Genomic DNA, 18718 nt, shown 5'->3' with positions numbered 1-18718 from the left:
GAATATATTTAGTTTTGTACGAAATTAATTTCCAAATATTCTTTTAACTAAAAAAATTTCGAAAAATGACTGTAACAACCGTAAAAGAGAAACTCAACTATAAAGTAGCCGACATCGGTTTGGCTGAATTTGGTAGAAAAGAGATTGAGATTGCTGAAAAAGAGATGCCCGGCTTAATGTCGATTCGTAAAAAATTCGGGCCTTCAAAACCACTTAAGGGAGCCCGTATCATGGGCAGCCTTCACATGACCATTCAAACGGCTGTTTTAATTGAAACTTTAGCGGAACTGGGAGCAGAAGTAAGATGGGCCAGTTGTAATATTTTTTCAACACAGGATCATGCTGCTGCTGCAATTGCTGAAGCCGGAATACCGGTTTTTGCATGGAAAGGGGAAACCTTGGAAGAGTATTGGTGGTGTACGGATCAGGCTTTGGATTTTGGAAACGGTCTTGGCCCAAACCTGATAGTAGATGACGGTGGCGATGCTACTTTAATGATTCACAGGGGTTATGAGGCAGAAAAAGATGCTTCAATTTTAGATATTCCCGTTGACGGAGAGGATGAAACAGAATTAAACAAAGCATTGAAAAAAATTCTTGATAAAAATCCATCAAGATGGGCTGATACCGCTAAAGACTTAAAAGGAGTTTCAGAGGAAACAACTACAGGTGTTCATCGGTTGTACCAAATGAAAGAAGAAGGCAAATTGCTTTTCCCCGCAATTAATGTAAACGACTCGGTTACCAAATCAAAATTTGACAATTTATATGGTTGCCGCGAATCACTGGCCGACGGTATTAAAAGAGCAACAGACGTTATGATAGCCGGGAAAGTTGTTGTTGTTGCCGGGTACGGTGACGTTGGCAAAGGTTGTGCAAAATCTATGCGAGGCTATGGAGCAAGAGTAGTTGTTACCGAAATTGACCCGATTTGTGCACTGCAGGCAGCAATGGAAGGTTTTGAAGTAAAAACAATGGAAGATGCACTTGACGAAGGAAACATTTTTGTAACCACAACCGGAAACAAAGATGTGATTACAGCAGACCACATGTCAAAAATGAAAGATCAGGCTATTGTTTGTAATATCGGTCACTTTGATAATGAAATTCAGGTAGCCAAACTTGAAAAATGGCCTGGAGTTCAAAAAATGAATATCAAACCACAGGTAGATAAATTTACCTACGAAGACGGACATAGTATTTTTCTGCTTGCTGAAGGAAGATTGGTAAATTTAGGTTGTGCAACAGGCCATCCTTCATTCGTAATGAGTAATTCATTCACCAATCAATCACTTGCTCAGATTGATTTATGGCAAAACGATTACGAAATTGATGTGTACCGCTTGTCCAAAAAACTGGATGAAGAAGTAGCCCGGCTACACCTTGAACAATTGGGAGTAAAACTGACAAATCTTTCAGAAGAACAGGCAAAATATTTGGGAGTTTCAAAAGATGGTCCTTATAAGCCGGAACATTACAGATATTAAATTTAATTCATCAAAAAAAGATAGATGGGTTTTGGATTTTCTCCGAAACCCATTTTTTTAATAAACCCGAAGCGTTGAATTGTCGAGAAAAGAAACATGGTAAGACCTCAGCGGACGACTAGCTGGCCCATCTGAAGGATATCCTCCTCCGATGAGGATAAACTGGGAGCCGCAACATTCACAGGTTCCTAAAACACCCTCATTCCTGAGCCTGCACGTACTGCTCACTTCATAGGAACAGGTTGCATCAAAAGCATAATAGGTCCCCGGAAGTTCACAGTACACAATTACTCCTCCAAAACCTGCATTGGCAAAAAAAACCGAGTTCCCGGGAACTGTTAAATCATTATAAATATTCAAATTAATCGCAAACGGAACCAGAACATTCGGAATGATTCCTTCATCCTCCTTATCGCACGAAATTGAAAGCAATACCATTACAATGACAACAACTAAATATTTAGCTCTTTTCCGAAACAACTGCTTCATTTTATTTAATTTTACTTAAAACTTCAAAGTAAACCATTTATTATATTAATTTTGAGTTTATGGATGATTTAATTGTTATAATATTAACGCTAATTGTAGCTGTTGTTGGTGCGATTGGCCAAATTAAAAAGAAGAAACAGCAACAGACCGACCCCGGAACAGAAGAACAAAATTCTTCAGATAACTTCTGGGACGTTTTGGAAGATTTTGGTGTTCAGACCACTAAACCGGAACCAAAGGAACCGGAATATGAACCGGCAACAATTGAAGAAAAGCCTGTTAAGAAACGACAATATACTTTTAATGCGGAAAACGAGGGTAAGGACTCGGTTTTTAAAAAGACTTCATCCATTAAAAATGAAATCAAACAGAACCTGGAAGAAGAAAAAAAAGAAAACATTTCGAACACTTTTTCACTAAGGAAAGCCGTTATTTACAGCGAGATATTAAACAGAAAATACACTTAATACATTCATTCTTAATAATTTTTAGGCCAGAAGATTTTTAATTAGAATAAAAAATTTAATTTTGCAAAAGGAAGAGTTCTGGAAATCCGGGATTCTTTCTGTTTTTTTTATGTGGTAACAAGAAAGAAAAGGAGGATTTAATAATGTCCCAGGTAACATATTTAACACAAGCAGGACTCAATAAACTCAAAAAAGAGCTGGAGCATTTAATAAATGTTGAACGCCCTGCAATTTCAAAACAAATAGGAGAAGCTATTGAAAAAGGAGATATCTCCGAAAATGCTGAATATGATGCAGCAAAAGATGCTCAGGGAATGCTGGAAGCAAAAATTTCACAGATTCAGGCAAAAATAGCCAATGCCAGAATTCTTGATGAATCAAAAATTGACACTTCCCAGGTTCAGATATTGAACAAAGTAAAAATCAAGAACAAAAAGAATAACGCTACAATGCAGTATACACTTGTTCCTGATAGTGAATCAAACTTAAAAGAAGGAAAAATCTCTATTAGTACTCCTATTGCCAAAGGTTTGCTGGGGAAAAAAGTAGGCGATGTAGTTGAGATAAAAGTTCCCTCCGGCATTATCCCGTTTGAGATTGTAGAAATTTCGATTTAAAATGGCAAGTATTTTTACCAAAATAATAAACGGTGAAATTCCTTCCTACAAAGTAGCGGAAGATGAAAACTTCTATGCATTTCTGGATATCTCTCCGGTGGCAAAAGGGCACACACTTGTTATTCCAAAAAAAGAAGTTGACTATCTTTTTGATCTTGATGACGAATTATACGCAGGACTGCAATTGTTTGCCAAAAAAGTAGCTGTTGGTTTAAAAAAAACCATTCCATGTGAAAAAGTAGGAGTACTGGTTTTAGGGCTCGAAGTTCCACATGCACATATTCATTTGGCCCCTATGCAAAACGAAGCCGACATCCTGAATTTTTCAAAAAAACTCAAATTCTCACCCGGGGAGTTTGAAGACATCCGAAAACAAATCGCACAAAATATTGAATTATAAGCCTGAAGAAATTCGGGCTTTTTTATTTTCTAATTTTTATCAACATCTCTCAAATACACTTCCCAAAAACTTTAACTTTATGGGTTCAAAAAGGAATTGAAGGATTAATAGAAAAGAGGTTGAAAAATGATTCCATTTACACATCTGCATGTACACTCACAATATTCAATATTAGACGGCGCCGCCAGTGTTAACGATCTGGTAAGCAAAGCAAAATCCGATGGAATGACTGCATTGGCACTTACCGACCACGGAACAATGTTTGGAGTCAAGGAGTTTCATTTAAATTGCAAAAAACAGGGAATAAAACCGATTTTAGGATGTGAAACATACGTGGCTTCCAGGACGATAGCCGACAAAAACGACAAAATTGACCGCTCGGGACATCATCTCATTCTTCTGGCTAAAAATAAAACCGGATACAGAAACCTTATTAAATTAATTTCGATAGCAAATACCGATGGATTTTACTACAAGCCACGAATAGATAAACAATTGCTTGAAAAATACAGCGAAGGACTAATTATTTCTTCTTCGTGTTTGGGAGGTGAGATTCCAAACCTGTTAATGAACAATCACATTGCTGATGCAGAAAATTCAATCCAGTGGTTTAAAAATATTTTCGGTGAAGACTACTATCTAGAACTGCAACGCCACCCGGCAGAGATGCCTCAGCAACGGGAAGATGTATACGACAGACAGGTAGAAGTAAACAAACTCATCCTTCCGTTGGCAAAAAAATATGGCGTTAAGGTAATTGCTACAAACGATGTACATTTCACCAATGCTGAAGACGCCGATGCGCACGATTTGCTGATTTGCTTAAATACCGGAAAAGATGTTGACGACCCAAACAGGATGCGCTACACGAAGCAGGAATGGTTCAAAACTCAGGAAGAAATGAATGAGCTCTTTGGCGACATCCCCGAGGCACTGGCCAATACTGCTGATATTGTTGGGAAAATAGAAGAGTTTGAATTGGATTCGGCTCCTATCATGCCCATTTTTCCTATTCCCGAAGAATTTGGTACGGAAGATGAATTAATAAAAGAATACCCGGAAGAAAAACTAATTGAAGAGTTTGGAGAGAACGCATTTAACAGGCTGGGGGGCTACGAAAAAGTAATCAGAGTTAAGCTGGAATCGGCGTATCTACGCTATCTTACGTTTGAAGGTGCAAAAGAAAGATACGGCGATCCTTTACCTGAACACGTAACAACCCGTTTGGAGTTTGAGTTAAACACCATTAAACAAATGGGTTACCCCGGATATTTCCTAATTACACAAGACTTTATAAATGCAGCTCGTGAAATGGGAGTATTGGTAGGGCCAGGACGTGGTTCCGCCGCAGGTGCTGCCGTTTCCTATTCAACCGGGATTACCAATATCGACCCGATAAAATATGACCTTCTCTTTGAGCGTTTTCTGAATCCCGACCGTATTTCACTTCCTGATGTGGATATCGATTTCGATGATGACGGACGCCAGTTGGTTTTGGAATACGTTACTAAAAAGTACGGACACGATAAAGTAGCACATATATGTACCTTTGGAACGATGGCCACAAAACTGGCTATCCGCGATGTCGCCAGAGTTTTGAAATTACCTCTCCCCGAAGCAGATCGATTGGCAAAACTTGTTCCAGAGGCTCCGAAAATGACCTTTGAAAAAGCTTTCAAAGAAAGCAACGACCTAAAACAGGAAAGAAATTCGACAAATCCTTTGGTCGCAAAAACCATTAAATTTGCTGAAACACTTGAAGGCTCGGTTCGCCAAACCGGTGTTCATGCCTGCGGAATCCTAATCAGCCGCGACCCGCTAACCGACCATATCCCGTTAATGCCCACAAAAGATGAGGAAACACTCCCTACAACTCAATACGACGGGAGGTACGTAGAAAGCATCGGGCTGTTAAAAATGGATTTCCTTGGATTAAAAACTCTTTCCATTATTAAGGAAGCCCTTGAAAATATTAAACTTTCAAAAGGGATTGAGGTTGATATTGAAAATATTCCGTGGGATGATGAAAAAACCTTCGAACTTTTTAGCCACGGTGAAACTACTGCTATCTTCCAGTTTGAATCGGACGGAATGAAAAAACATCTTCGCGATTTGAAACCCAACCGTTTTGAGGATCTTGTTGCGATGAACGCATTGTATCGCCCGGGTCCAATGGAATACATTCCGAGTTATATTGCCAGGAAACACGGCCGGCAAAAAGTCGACTACGACTTGCCAATGATGGAAAAATACCTGAGTGATACTTACGGTATTACAGTATTCCAGGAACAGGTGATGTTACTCTCTCGTTTGCTTGCCGGATTTACCAGAGGTGACTCTGACACCCTGCGTAAAGCCATGGGGAAAAAGCAGAAAGCGGTAATGGATAAACTGAAGGTAAAGTTTCAGGAAGGTTGTAAAGCCAACTTTCAGTTTGTGGATGAATGTAAGTTGAAGGGGAAAAAACCCGATGATGTAATCGAAAAAATATGGAAAGACTGGGAGGCTTTTGCTTCCTACGCATTCAACAAATCACATTCAGTTTGTTATGCTTATATTGCTTACCAAACCGGCTATTTGAAAGCACATTTTCCGGCTGAATTTATGGCTGCCAACTTGAGCCGGAACCTCAACAATATTGCGGACATCACCAAATTAATGACCGAGTGCAACCGCATGAAATTGCATGTTTTAGGGCCGGATGTGAACGAAAGTTTTATAAAATTCACCGCCAATAAAGATGGAGATATTCGTTTTGGAATGGGCGCCATTAAAGGTGTTGGAGCAGGTGCTGCCAAAGACATAATCACCGCGCGTGAAAAAAATGGTGAATTTAAAACCATTTACGATTTTGTTGAAAATGTAAATCTGCAAACCGTAAATAAAAAGAATCTTGAAGGGCTTGCAACAGCCGGGGCATTTGATAATTTAGACGGGATAAAAAGAAGTAGCTTTTTTGCAGGAGAAGATGAAAATGATCCTACCACTTTTATCGAAAAACTTATCAAATACGGGAACAGAATTCAAAGCGAAAACCAAAGCATGCAGCAAAGTTTATTTGGCGGAATGGGAAGTGCTTCTGTAATTAAGAAACCCGATATTCCGCAGGTAAATGAATGGCCAAAACTTGTTTTTCTGGAAAAAGAAAAAAACCTCATCGGGATTTATCTAAGCTCCCACCCCCTCGACGATTACAAGCTTGAACTTGAGAATTTTTGCTCACGCGAAGTCGCCCTAAAAGATTTAAATAACGATATTGAGAAATACAAAAACCGAGACCTAATCTTTGGTGGTATGGTAACTGCTGCAAGGGAAGGAACATCGAAAAACGGAAATCCTTACAGTACATTAACCTTATCAGATTATACAGATTCTTATGAGATGTTTTTCTTCGGACAAGACTATGTAAACTTCCATAATTATTGTAAATCCGGATTATTCATCATGGTAAAAGGTACTGTAAAACAAAGATTTGGAAGCGAATACTACGAATTCAAAGTATCGCAGATTGAATTACTTTCCGAAGTGCGTAAAAATTACATTAAAAGCGTAACCATTAACATGCCATTACATCATTTGAATGAACGAACAGTGGGTGAAATTGAAATTCTTGCAAAAAACAATAAAGGAAAAGCATTGTTAAGATTTAATGTTTACGACACTGAAAACAATATGCAAATAGAACTGTTTTCAAGAAATACTAAAATTAATTTTAGCGACAATTTCCTAAAGTTTTTTGAAAAAATACCGGACATTGGATATAGAATTAATTAGTTAATTTTGTAAACTCAATTAAAAATAATAACCATTAAAATAGTAGAATTATGGCCATAGAAATTACCGATGCCAATTTTGAAGATTTGGTAGTAAAATCTGACAAACCAGTTATGATTGACTTTTGGGCGGTTTGGTGCGGTCCATGCAGAATGATTGCCCCCATTGTTGAAGAAATGTCTGGTGAATATGAAGGTAAGGCAGTGATTGGAAAAGTTGATGTTGATTCCAATCCGGGCGTTGCTATGAAATACGGTATCAGAAATATTCCGACTGTACTTTTTGTTAAAGGGGGAGAAGTTGCTGACAAACAAGTAGGTGCCGCTCCAAAACAGGTATTTACTCAAAAATTGGACGCACTATTGTAAAATATTTATTTTGATTCGCTGTCATTTCGAATGAGGAGTCCCGGATATCAGGGAAGAGATCGGCTTATAATAAAACAGATTTCTTTTTGTTCTTCATCGAAATGACAGTTTTCTTTTATGTTATTTTGAAAAACATTTTCGACATAGAACAATTTCATCAGTTCGACAATCTGCCGTTAATTGCGCACGAAGTAGTTGAAGGTTTTATTACCGGCTTGCACCGCAGTCCGTTTCATGGATTCTCGGTAGAATTTGCAGAACACCGCTTATACAACCAGGGAGAATCGACCAAACACATCGACTGGAAATTGTTTGCACGTACCGACAAGCTTTTTGTAAAACAGTACGAAGAAGAAACCAACCTGCGTTGTCAACTCGTTATCGACACCTCGTCATCTATGCTTTTCCCTTATTCAAAAGGAAAGAAACACCTGCAAAATAAACTGGCCTTTTCAGTCTACACCGCAGCTGCACTAATTTATCTGATGCGAAAACAACGCGACGCAGTGGGATTAACGCTTTTTTCTGACGAAATTGAATTTCATACTACTCCCCGTATTTCTTCTGTAAATGCAGAGTTAATGTATGGAAAACTGTCAAATCTGGTAAAACCCGAAAACGCAAATCTTCGGAAAAATACCAATACAACGGATGTGTTGCATCAAATTGCTGAAAATATTCATAAACGGTCACTGGTCATTATTTTCTCCGACATGCTCGACAATCAAAAAACCGACGAACTTTTTTCAGCCCTTCAACATTTGCGTTACAACAAACACGAGGTGATTCTTTTTCATGTTACCGATCATACATTGGAAAGAGAATTTGATTTCAATAACCGTCCGCATAAATTTGTGGATTTAGAAAGCGGACACACCATAAAATTGAATCCGTGGGAAGTAAAAAATCATTACGTTTCTACTGTAAAAACATATTTCGAAGACTTAAAAGTAAAATGTGGCCAATATCAAATTGATTTGGCCGAAGCTGACATCAACAAAGATTTCCAGGAAGTTTTATTTTCTTATTTGGTAAAAAGAAAAAGATTGTATTAACAATTTACCCGACAATTGAACGCTAATTTGTAGAGTTTATCCTGTTGTTGAGCCAACAAAAAAGGAAAATCCCAATCCAATAACGTCCTTTTTCTTTTCAATTAATTTCTCTATTTTTAAAAGAAACAAAAAATCCCCGGTTTCTATGTTAGTAAAAACTTTCGGAAGCGCAGTTTTTGGAATCGACGCCACAACCATTACCATTGAAGTTGATGTAACAAAAGGTATAAAATTTATGCTGGTTGGCTTACCCGACAATGCTGTAAAAGAAAGCCAGCAACGTATTGAGTCGGCTCTGCGGCTAAACGGGTACAAATGGCCGCGTTACAAAATTATTATTAACATGGCGCCGGCCGATATCCGTAAAGAAGGTTCAGCTTACGATTTACCACTTGCTGCCGGCATCTTAGCGGCATCACAACAAATAAATGCCAACAAACTCAGCAGCTATGTATTAATGGGCGAACTTTCACTTGACGGAACCCTGCAACCTGTAAAAGGCGTTTTACCTATCGCAATAAACGCGAGAGCCGAGGGGTTTGAAGGTTTTGTCCTCCCAAAACAAAATGCTCGCGAGGCAGCGGTAGTAGATAAACTTAAAGTTTTTGGCGCTGAAAACATCAAAGAAGTAATAGACTTTCTAAACGATGAAGGAAACTTGGAACAAACCATTGTAGATACACGGGCCGAATTTTATGCGCGTGTAAACAACAATCCGCTCGATTTTTCGGATGTAAAAGGCCAGGAGAATGTAAAACGCGCACTTGAAATAGCTGCGGCAGGAAGCCACAATATAATTTTAGTTGGCCCTCCGGGTTCGGGAAAAACCATGCTGGCAAAACGAATTCCAACCATTTTACCACCCTTTACTTTGAAAGAAGCACTGGAAACTACCAAAATCCACTCAGTTGTAGGAAAAATTGATAAAGAGACCTCACTGATGACACAGCGGCCTTTTCGCAGTCCGCATCACACCATCAGTGATGTTGCTTTAGTCGGTGGCGGCAATTATCCACAGCCCGGAGAAATTTCACTTTCGCACAACGGGGTTTTATTTTTGGATGAATTGCCTGAATTTAAACGTACTGTTCTCGAAGTGATGCGCCAGCCGCTGGAAGATCGGAACATTACCATTTCACGGGCAAAATTCTCTGTGGAATATCCGGCAAGTTTTATGCTGGTTGCTTCTATGAATCCGTGCCCGTGCGGATATTATAACCACCCTTCAAAGGATTGTGTTTGTGCACCAGGGGTCGTTCAAAAATATCTAAATAAAATTTCAGGCCCACTACTCGACAGAATTGATATCCACCTTGAAGTGGTTCCGGTTCCATTCAAAAAACTGTCGGAAATGGAATCTTCAGAAACAAGTGAACAGGTGCGCGAAAGAGTACTTCAGGCAAGAAAGATTCAGGAAGAACGTTTTGCTGAACATAAAGGGGTTTACGCCAACGCCCAAATGAATTCAAAACTGATACGAAAATTTGTATTGTTGGATGAAGCCGGCAACGAACTCATCAAAAATGCGATGGACCGGCTGGGACTTTCTGCCCGCGCCTACGACCGCATTTTAAAGGTAGCCCGCACCATCGCCGACCTGGAAAGTGAAGAAAATGTTCAGGCACATCATCTTTCGGAAGCCATTCACTATCGCAGTTTGGACCGGGAGAACTGGGGAGGATAAGAAAGTGGACAGGGAACAGTCGCAGTTGGCAGAATTGACATAAATAAGTATGCAGAGAAAATAATGAAGTCAGGTCAGAATATCTGATTACAGTAATAAAAACTATGAAAAAATCATATTGGATTAAAACAATATTTATCACTTTTATAGCTCTGACAACGTCATACTGTAGTAATAAGAGAAAGATTTTTACAGAATTCGAAAGAAAATATCCTCAATATCATTTAGATAGTTTAAAAGTGGCTAACATCGCTAATTTTAAAACATTTAGAGACTACACACTTCTTTCTGTTGATTCAAATAAACTATTGTTTTTTGCGTGTATGATAAAGGATAATTCTGTTTTGAAAAAAGGAGAGGTTCTTTTTAATGACTACCAAGAAAAAATAAATATTGGAGATACAACTTATGTATTCGCATATAACGAAAGCAAAAGACTGTTGTATTCTTTCAAACATTCTGAAAATCGGTATTCTCCAGCAAAAGACGCCATTTTTATAAAGGGAAGATATTTCTATTATTATAAATATCATTATCCTATGCTAAATGATTACCAGAAAAAAATTTTCGAGCAATACAAAGATTCAATAGTAAATAATTACGTAAACGAAATACCTTCCCAGTCCTTCGTTAGTAGTGACGATAGCTAAAGTAGTGAAATGGTACTCAGACAAGCTACAATTTTATTTAGAGGACGACGAAAAGCTATCGCCTCGCTCTTCAAAATCAACACTTACTTCAAACATGCCGCTACCCAAACAAATCTTTCCTTTTTGGTAACTCCTTCCACAAGAATTTTGTACCTCGCATTATCGTCGCAGATAAAAAAAGAAAGGTCAGCTTTGCTATTTACCAAAATTCTGCTGGGATTCCAATATAAAGTTGTCCGAAAAACAGGTGCTTCCGAATCGATATTTTCAGGGGCGCATTACGGCGAGTAAAATTAAACCCACATCATACCATCTCCTCAGAAATACTTTTTTTATATGAGGACATTCTTGTATCTTTACATGTATAAAGATAATAATAAGCCACACACTTATGAAGAAACCCAAAAGCTGTGTAATTTACAGTCGTGTTAGCTCTGAACATCAATCGAATGAATCTGCAATAGCCGACCTAAAAAGACATGCTGATTATATGGAGTATGAGATTCTGGATGTTTTTGATGAAAAAATATCTGGTACAACAAAAACGGCTGATAGAAATGCTTTTGAAGAATTGGTTCAATTTTGTGATGAAAACAAAGTTGAAAATATTTTAGTTTGGGAAGTTAGCCGATTATCCAGAAGGGGACTTTTAGAAACACTTAAAATCATTGAACACTTCACTGCAAAAGGAATTAATATTTATGCAAAAAAGGAAAATTTAAATACACTTAATGACGATAAAAGTGAAAATCAAACCGCAACGATGATTCTTGGCATAATGGGAAGTGTCGCCCAATATGAACGAAACATGATAATAGCCAGAAGTAAAAGAGGATTAAATAATCATTTAAAAGATGGTGGTTCTTTTTCATTAGCACCCTATGGTTATACCAATAGAAACAAAATGCTTGTAATTCATGATGATGAAGCACAAGTAGTAAAGAAGATTTATAAATTATTCATTGATGGCAAATCTTCTCCTTACATTGCAAAAACACTAAACGCTGAAAATATTCCAACAAAAAAAAATAGAAAATGGTCAGACGTTCAAATTCGTGACATATTGCACAATACCATGTATTTCGGTAAACGCCAATACAACTTTGGAACTGTTGATATACCACCAATTGTTACACAATCTGAATATTTGAAGGTTCAACAAATTTTTAAAAACAACTCAAATCTAAATAAGGATAAAGCAATATATATTAATTATCTGTCTGGGCTAATTAAATGCGGGAAGTGTGGTCTACCTTACTATCAACATGCCAGAAAGAATAAACGAGATTTTGCCTATAAGTGCATGAGCAATAGAAAAGTCGTAACAGGGCAGTTAAAACAATCATGTAACAACAGTGCAATAAATATTAATCTGATGAATTCATTGACATATAACGCAATCATATCAGACTTATTAAAATTTAGTAATACTACACAACTTGATAATATTATAATAGCGTCAGGTGCAGATAAAAAACAAGCAGTTACTGAATTACGTCAAAGTATTTCAATTGAACGAAATGAGATTAAAGCATTAAATAAAAGACTTTATAACCTTAATACAAAAGCAATTGAACTCGACTTACCAATTGATGAATATAAACAAAGGAAACAAATTATAGAAACAGCAATTGATAAATGTCAAATACAGCTAAATAAATTACTTATCCAAGAAACCGAAATAACATCAAAATCCAAGGATGAAGAAATTTATAAAACACTGAAGGACAATCTTAAAAAATTTAATATAGAAGCGACTGATAGCCATTTACTCGTTGACAAAGAACTGTATAGTTATTATACCAAGTCATTGATTAAATCTATTCTTGTCAAGAATATTAATATAGATGATTTTGCACCTTTAAAAACTATCATCCCTTTAAAACATTATAAGAGACTAATAAAAGTAACTATCACAACACTTTTTAATACATATAACTTTTACACGGTTAGAGGATTTCCCATTTATAGTTATGAAGTTTCGAATAATCGTTTGGTAAAAACAGAAATGATTGAAGTTGTTAAGCAATAAAAATCTTTTAGACAGTGAGACCGAAGTATCTAATAGAATATTGAGAAATAAAGACTTAAAATATTAGTTTTGTCTTATGGATTATAGATTAGAAAATATCAATGACAACGAATTTGAGAAGATGGTAAACACTATCTGTCAGAATGTTCTGGGAACAGGTGTTATTGAATTTTCAAAAGGTAAAGATGGAGGTCGGGATGGAAAATTTGTTGGGACTGCCCAAAATTATCCTTCTACAAAAGATAGCTGGTCGGGAAAATTTATAATTCAAGCCAAACATACCGAGAATCCAGTTGCTTCTTGTTCTGATAATGAGTTTGAAAAAATCGTTGAAGATGAAATCCTCAAAATCAAAAAATTAAAAGCAAATGGTGAGATTGATAACTATTTATTGTTTACAAATCGAAAATATAGTGGTATTAAAGGTGAAAGATTACTTAATAAAATTATTACCGAGACTGGAATCAAAAATTGCGTAATTATCGGAAAAGAAGTAATCAACAATCAATTTTTAAATTCAAATAAAGATATCGTTAAACTATACAGGCTGGATTTAAATCACATTTCATTTGATTTTTCTGATGAAGAAATCAAAGAGATTATTTTAGCTTTTAGGGAGCAACTACCCGAAATCAAAGACGATATCAAAAATGAAGTTAATAAGCTAAAACAAGATTTTACTTTTATTGATAAAAAGGAAAAAAACAGTAAAAATAGACTTAGTGAAGAATACTTTCATGAACACATTGTTGGTGAATCTTTAATGGATTTCGATAAAATAGGGCAATTTCTTAGTAATCCAGTTAATGAAGATTTGAAAGATTATTATTTTGACACAGCACATGAACTAAATCAAATTATTTTTTTAAAAAGGGATAATTTTGATTTGTTTGAAGAAATATTCCTATTTATTTATAAATTGATTTGTGATGGTTCAACTACTCTAAAAGGAAGTAAAAGGCACGTAACAACGTTTTTGCACTATATGTATTATGAATGCTTGATTGGCAAAAAATGATAAAACCAGATAGACATATCAATCCTGACATATCAGTCATAAATATTAGTGCATTTATTTTAAAACAATTAAATGCTTTCTATGATATTGACTATGATGAATTACTGAAAAAAGTAGTAGATGAATTGGGAGTTGAAGCTAAAGAGAATTATCCGTATGCTTTGAATTTTCTTTATCTATTAGGTAAACTTAAATATGAAGAATTAACAGATTCTTTTAAATACCATGCAACTAAGTAAGTTATATTGTAATAATACGAACTTTAAAGATATCACATTTAAAACAAATGAGTTAAATGTGATATACGCTGATGTTAAATCTAACTTAGAAGAAAAGAAAAATTCTCATGATTTAGGAAAAACGAAACTTACAGAGGTTATAGATTTTATGCTTTTAAAGAAGATAAACAAAAATCATTTTTTTCTAAAGATTAAAGAAAATGATAAATCCATCTTCATTAATTATGTATTCTATTTAGAATTATATTTAAACTCGAATGAATTTTTGACAATAAGGAGAAATATTGAAACCAATACAAAAATCTCATTTGCATTGCAAAATCAAACAACTACAGATTACCGTCCTCCTTTAAAATGGGACTACGAAAATGTCTCGATTGATAAGGCTCGTGATATACTCTCAGATTATCTTGCATTCGATTTCTTCCACAACAAAACATACAATTATCGAAAATCAATCAACTATTCACTTCGCACACAGGATGATTTTAAAGATGTTTATAGACTTAATAAGTTTTCAGCAGGGAAAGATATTGATTGGAAACCATTTATGTTTGATTTGCTTGGATTTAAAGGTGAATTGCTTCGATTAAAATATGAAAATGATTCTAAAATTGAAGAAATAAGTTCATTGATTAGCTCCTATAAAAATGATTATTCGGTTAAAGTTGAAGATAGGGATGAAATAATAGCAGAACGAGCTATCGTAGAGAATGAATTTAAAGAGGTTGAAGAACAAATCGATAGATTTAATTTTTATGGACAAGATAAATCTTTAATCAAAAAAGGTGTAGATGAAATAGAAAATAAAATCTCAAACCTAAATTCTGAATCTTACAGATTAAATTACGAACTTGAAAAACTTAAATCTTCGATAAAAAACAATTTTTCTTTCGATATCAATAAGGTTAAGAAAGTATTTAATGAAACATCAATTTATTTTTCAGAACAATTAACCTCTGACTATGAAGATTTAATTTCTTTTAATAAGAAGTTAACTACAGAAAGAAATAAACTCTTAAAATCAACAATAAAGGAAAAAGAAAATGAACTCCAAGAAATAAATTCGAATTTAGAAGACTTACATCTTGAACGAGTTGGACTTTTAAATCATCTCACAGATAGTGATACTTTCACAAAATTTAAAAAATGCCAAAAGGATTTGGTTAAGGTGGAAGGTCAACTTTTAAAATTCCAAGAAAAAATTAATGTAATTGATTTGATAATCAAAAAAGAAAATGAAATAGAGAAACTTCAAAACGATATTAAATCAACAATTAGTGAACTTAAAAAAATTCATCAAACAACTGATAAAAATCAAAAATACAATGAAATAAGAGCATTGTTCTCCAAGTTTTACAAACATGTTATGAATGAAAATGCTGTTCTTTCATGGAATATTAATTCAAAGAATAACGTAGATTTTATACCTCCAAAAGTAAAATCAAAAAATAATAAGAATATAGACACTGCAAAAGACGAAGGTAATACCTATATGAAACTATTATGTGTTACCTTTGATTTAGCTATTTTGTGTGCATACAATAAAGAATCATATTTCAGATTTGTATATCATGATGACGTTTTATCTCAGCAAGATAATGGCATAAAAACCAGACTATTAGAACTCATTCATGATATTACTAAGAAATATAAAATTCAATATATTCTTTCGGCAATAAAATCAGATTTACCATTAGATATTTCAAATCAAATTCAAGAGTTCAGTGATAGTGAAATTGTATTGAAATTGCATGATAATGATGTTTCTGGGACTTTATTTGGAATTGAATTTTAAATAAAGTCATTTTTAACACTATTCTAAGGCAAAAGCAAGTTTTTAAGTAAAAAAAGTCAGGCTGCAAAGCTTGTTAAATCCATATATGGAGTTTGACAACTATAATATCAAGCTATATATACTGGAAGATGTGTTTTTCGAACTTTGGTACTTTCGAGACAGTATTATTGTTGAAAAGATTGAGCCGATGAAAGATGAAAAAAAGTTGGATTTATATATTAAGTAGTATGAATCACTTGAATTATAAGTAAAAATATGCAATTTAAATATCTGTCATTCCTTTTCTTATTTTTTATTACAAAACTGGTTTCAGCACAGATTCCATCTGGGTATTACGATTCAGCAAACGGACTATCTGGCGAACAATTGAAAACAGCATTATATGATATTATCAAAAACCACACAGAATACCCATACACATCTTCATCAACAGACGTATGGGATATATTAAAAGAAACAGACAGAGATACAGCTAACCCAGAGAATGTAATTCTTTTTTATACTGGTTGGTCAATTAACGCAGCACAAGAATATAATAATGGTAATGGTTGGTCAAGAGAGCATGTATGGGCAAAATCTCATGGTGATTTTGGTACAACAATGGGTGCAGGAACAGATGCACATCATCTCAGACCTGCTGATATTACTGTTAATAGTGCGAGAAATAATAAGGACTTCGATAATGGTGGTTCACTCTATATTGATGGAGATGGTGCAACAGAATGTTATTCAGATGCAGATAGTTGGCAACCCAGAGATGCAGTCAAAGGAGATGTAGCAAGAATGCTGTTTTATATGGCTATTAGGTATGAAGGAGAGAATGGTGAACCAGACCTTGAACTGGTTGACCAAGTAAACACATTTGATTTAAATGAAGATGGAAAAGGTTATATGGGAAAACTTTCAACATTATTGGCGTGGAATATTGAAGACCCAGTGGATAGTTTTGAAATTCATAGGAATAATGTTGTTTATTCCTTTCAAGGGAACAGGAATCCATTCATAGACCATCCTGAATATGTGAATGAAATTTGGACTGTAACCTCAACGCATGTAATTAACGAACCACAAATTAAGATTTATCCAAATCCAGCCAAAGATTATTTGAATATTGAATTGTTTAATAATAACCCAGCCAAGGGAACAGTATATAATTTAAGCGGTGAAAAGATAATTAGTTTTAATATTACTGGTAATTACAAATTATCAACGATTGGCATAAGGTCTGGCTTATACTTTTTACACATTGCTACTGAAGACCGTGTTTTTCAATTTAAGTTGGTGATTTCAAAATTAGATTCTTAGATTTTTCTACCCAAATTTTTTGAAGAACAAGGATTTTCGTATTTGTAAAGTTAATTAGGAGTAGCTGCAATTTCAATCTTTAATTGCTGAATTGTAAAGGATAGTCTTTTCAATAAATCGTCATAAGTAATTATATCAACAACATTCTTATATTTACGTTTAATGACCTCAAAATCTAATCTTTGAGGCTTGGACAGTCCTTTCTCTCTACCCATGATGATAATTCCGTTTGGATTGGTGATTTGTATCTTGAAATCTGTAGGTAATTTATTTTTGTATTTCTCTGTCAGTTTTTTCTCTCCACCAATTCCCCATTTATTTAAATAATAGATATATTTCTCAATTTGCATTACTGTGCCAGACAGTTCTCTCAAAGGAATATAATTATCTCGGTATTTTGATTTTGTTACTATGCAATTATCAAATGGCTTTTTTATTTCAACTATATCTACATTGCCAGATGAATCCAATAAAAGATAATCCAATTTTCGGTATGTATCGTTGTAAGAATCTCGAATCTTCACTTCCTCAAAAACATGAATATATTTTGGAAATATCAACAAAATCATATCAAGGATTTCTTTTTGCCATTGGGGTTCTGAATATGTGATTTCATCGTCAAGCATTTCCTGCAACTTTTGTTGAATTGCGATAAACTTGTTAAGTTCATTTTCTTTAAAGATAGCCGATAAATCAGCGCCTTTAGCACTGACTTTTTTAGCCATATATTTATTATACTTTGATTCAGCATCAATTGTTGAGTCGAAATAGTTCCGAAGGACTGTCGCTAACCTTGCTTCTGAATATTTCTTTATTTCATACGAGTTTGGAAATGCCTGTAGTAGTTTTCGATATTCAGATTCTGGCATTGAATGTTCATAGTCACCACCAATCCATAAATCTTCATTTATTAATGTATCGATTCTGCTAAGAATGGAAATATTGGTTACAGCAATAAATAAGTCTGTTTTTATTTTAATATCCTTGTGCAGATAAATATTGTTTTTTATTCCAAATACGTTGGAGTCTAATTTGTAATAATTATCAACTAATTTGGCTAATAAAAATTCGACAGCATTATCTAAGTCAAAAATGCTTTCTAAAGTTTTTTTTCCCTTTATTTTGCTTAATAAATGTGATTTGCTAAAAGTAAAAGTGTTTCGGAAAGTATGAGATTCATTGTCATCAAATTTCTCAATAAGCCAATCAATCTCTGTATAAGGTTCTCTCTCGTATATTAAAATGAGTTTGGCGTTTTCTTTTTTAAATCTAATCATGGCATCAATGTTCAATATTTTATTGTCTCATTGTAACTCTTAAATTTCGCAATTATTG

The 18718-nt window shown here is 34.8% G+C and carries 17 protein-coding genes; 15 read left to right on the top strand and 2 right to left on the bottom strand.

Annotation, left to right across the window (positions count from 1 at the left end):
- The first annotated feature begins 65 nt into the window (after positions 1-65).
- The gene (gene ahcY / locus K5G00_RS17070; protein WP_238767396.1) at positions 66-1487 is read left to right on the top strand and encodes an adenosylhomocysteinase; all 1422 of its coding nucleotides are present in this window, start codon (positions 66-68) and stop codon (positions 1485-1487) included.
- 57 nt (positions 1488-1544) lie between these two features.
- On the opposite strand, the gene K5G00_RS17065 is transcribed toward ahcY, so the two are convergent.
- The gene (locus tag K5G00_RS17065; protein ID WP_238767395.1) at positions 1545-1976 is read right to left on the bottom strand and encodes a Rieske (2Fe-2S) protein; all 432 of its coding nucleotides are present in this window, start codon (positions 1974-1976) and stop codon (positions 1545-1547) included.
- A gap of 59 nt (positions 1977-2035) precedes the next feature.
- Here K5G00_RS17065 and K5G00_RS17060 point away from each other — a divergent pair, with 59 nt between their 5' ends.
- The 14 genes from K5G00_RS17060 to K5G00_RS16995 all read left to right on the top strand — a co-directional run bounded on the left by K5G00_RS17060 (position 2036) and on the right by K5G00_RS16995 (position 17383).
- On the top strand, positions 2036-2443 hold the full coding sequence (locus K5G00_RS17060; RefSeq protein ID WP_238767394.1) for a hypothetical protein: 408 nt from the start codon (positions 2036-2038) through the stop codon (positions 2441-2443).
- A gap of 143 nt (positions 2444-2586) precedes the next feature.
- Complete coding sequence (gene greA / locus K5G00_RS17055; protein ID WP_158865432.1) at positions 2587-3060, top strand: transcription elongation factor GreA; 474 nt, start codon at positions 2587-2589, stop codon at positions 3058-3060.
- Between the two features lies 1 nt (position 3061).
- Positions 3062-3460, top strand: a complete 399-nt coding sequence (locus tag K5G00_RS17050) for an HIT family protein (protein WP_238767393.1) — start codon at positions 3062-3064, stop codon at positions 3458-3460.
- A gap of 126 nt (positions 3461-3586) precedes the next feature.
- A complete protein-coding gene (gene dnaE, locus K5G00_RS17045; protein WP_238767392.1) occupies positions 3587-7234 on the top strand; it encodes a DNA polymerase III subunit alpha in 3648 nt (1215 codons plus the stop codon).
- Positions 7235-7284: 50 nt separating this feature from the next.
- On the top strand, positions 7285-7602 hold the full coding sequence (gene trxA, locus K5G00_RS17040) for a thioredoxin (protein ID WP_238767391.1): 318 nt from the start codon (positions 7285-7287) through the stop codon (positions 7600-7602).
- A gap of 101 nt (positions 7603-7703) precedes the next feature.
- Complete coding sequence (locus K5G00_RS17035; RefSeq protein WP_238767390.1) at positions 7704-8657, top strand: DUF58 domain-containing protein; 954 nt, start codon at positions 7704-7706, stop codon at positions 8655-8657.
- A 25-nt stretch (positions 8658-8682) separates the two neighbouring features.
- A complete protein-coding gene (locus tag K5G00_RS17030; protein WP_317235555.1) occupies positions 8683-10341 on the top strand; it encodes a YifB family Mg chelatase-like AAA ATPase in 1659 nt (552 codons plus the stop codon).
- A gap of 104 nt (positions 10342-10445) precedes the next feature.
- Entirely contained in the window at positions 10446-10991 is a 546-nt protein-coding gene (locus tag K5G00_RS17025; protein ID WP_238767388.1) for a hypothetical protein, read from the top strand.
- 9 nt (positions 10992-11000) lie between these two features.
- On the top strand, positions 11001-11282 hold the full coding sequence (locus tag K5G00_RS17020) for a hypothetical protein (protein WP_238767387.1): 282 nt from the start codon (positions 11001-11003) through the stop codon (positions 11280-11282).
- A 100-nt stretch (positions 11283-11382) separates the two neighbouring features.
- On the top strand, positions 11383-13023 hold the full coding sequence (locus K5G00_RS17015; RefSeq protein WP_238767386.1) for a recombinase family protein: 1641 nt from the start codon (positions 11383-11385) through the stop codon (positions 13021-13023).
- Between the two features lie 76 nt (positions 13024-13099).
- A complete protein-coding gene (locus tag K5G00_RS17010) occupies positions 13100-14041 on the top strand; it encodes an ABC-three component system protein (RefSeq protein ID WP_238767385.1) in 942 nt (313 codons plus the stop codon).
- Positions 14038-14280 (top strand): ABC-three component system middle component 8, encoded by a 243-nt coding sequence (locus K5G00_RS17005; RefSeq protein ID WP_238767384.1) that lies wholly within the window; start codon positions 14038-14040, stop codon positions 14278-14280. The genes K5G00_RS17010 and K5G00_RS17005 overlap by 4 nt, the downstream gene beginning before the upstream one ends.
- Entirely contained in the window at positions 14267-16078 is a 1812-nt protein-coding gene (locus tag K5G00_RS17000) for a DUF2326 domain-containing protein (RefSeq protein ID WP_238767383.1), read from the top strand. The genes K5G00_RS17005 and K5G00_RS17000 overlap by 14 nt, the downstream gene beginning before the upstream one ends.
- 255 nt (positions 16079-16333) lie before the next feature.
- Positions 16334-17383 (top strand): endonuclease, encoded by a 1050-nt coding sequence (locus K5G00_RS16995; protein ID WP_238767382.1) that lies wholly within the window; start codon positions 16334-16336, stop codon positions 17381-17383.
- 50 nt (positions 17384-17433) lie between these two features.
- On the opposite strand, the gene K5G00_RS16990 is transcribed toward K5G00_RS16995, so the two are convergent.
- A complete protein-coding gene (locus K5G00_RS16990; RefSeq protein WP_238767381.1) occupies positions 17434-18660 on the bottom strand; it encodes a Shedu immune nuclease family protein in 1227 nt (408 codons plus the stop codon).
- Positions 18661-18718 lie beyond the last annotated feature (58 nt).

This window comes from Maribellus maritimus (genome assembly GCF_022267315.1).
Classification (GTDB): domain Bacteria; phylum Bacteroidota; class Bacteroidia; order Bacteroidales; family Prolixibacteraceae; genus Draconibacterium; species Draconibacterium maritimum.
This window is presented reverse-complemented; position numbering and strand designations above follow the sequence as displayed.

Coding starts and splice junctions, on each gene's coding strand:
- ahcY (WP_238767396.1), top strand. CDS start 66: ATGACTGTAACAACCGTAAAAGAGAAACTCAACTATAAAGTAGCCGAC.
- K5G00_RS17065 (WP_238767395.1), bottom strand. CDS start 1,976: ATGAAGCAGTTGTTTCGGAAAAGAGCTAAATATTTAGTTGTTGTCATT.
- K5G00_RS17060 (WP_238767394.1), top strand. CDS start 2,036: ATGGATGATTTAATTGTTATAATATTAACGCTAATTGTAGCTGTTGTT.
- greA (WP_158865432.1), top strand. CDS start 2,587: ATGTCCCAGGTAACATATTTAACACAAGCAGGACTCAATAAACTCAAA.
- K5G00_RS17050 (WP_238767393.1), top strand. CDS start 3,062: ATGGCAAGTATTTTTACCAAAATAATAAACGGTGAAATTCCTTCCTAC.
- dnaE (WP_238767392.1), top strand. CDS start 3,587: ATGATTCCATTTACACATCTGCATGTACACTCACAATATTCAATATTA.
- trxA (WP_238767391.1), top strand. CDS start 7,285: ATGGCCATAGAAATTACCGATGCCAATTTTGAAGATTTGGTAGTAAAA.
- K5G00_RS17035 (WP_238767390.1), top strand. CDS start 7,704: ATGACAGTTTTCTTTTATGTTATTTTGAAAAACATTTTCGACATAGAA.
- K5G00_RS17025 (WP_238767388.1), top strand. CDS start 10,446: ATGAAAAAATCATATTGGATTAAAACAATATTTATCACTTTTATAGCT.
- K5G00_RS17020 (WP_238767387.1), top strand. CDS start 11,001: ATGGTACTCAGACAAGCTACAATTTTATTTAGAGGACGACGAAAAGCT.
- K5G00_RS17015 (WP_238767386.1), top strand. CDS start 11,383: ATGAAGAAACCCAAAAGCTGTGTAATTTACAGTCGTGTTAGCTCTGAA.
- K5G00_RS17010 (WP_238767385.1), top strand. CDS start 13,100: ATGGATTATAGATTAGAAAATATCAATGACAACGAATTTGAGAAGATG.
- K5G00_RS17005 (WP_238767384.1), top strand. CDS start 14,038: ATGATAAAACCAGATAGACATATCAATCCTGACATATCAGTCATAAAT.
- K5G00_RS17000 (WP_238767383.1), top strand. CDS start 14,267: ATGCAACTAAGTAAGTTATATTGTAATAATACGAACTTTAAAGATATC.
- K5G00_RS16995 (WP_238767382.1), top strand. CDS start 16,334: ATGCAATTTAAATATCTGTCATTCCTTTTCTTATTTTTTATTACAAAA.
- K5G00_RS16990 (WP_238767381.1), bottom strand. CDS start 18,660: ATGATTAGATTTAAAAAAGAAAACGCCAAACTCATTTTAATATACGAG.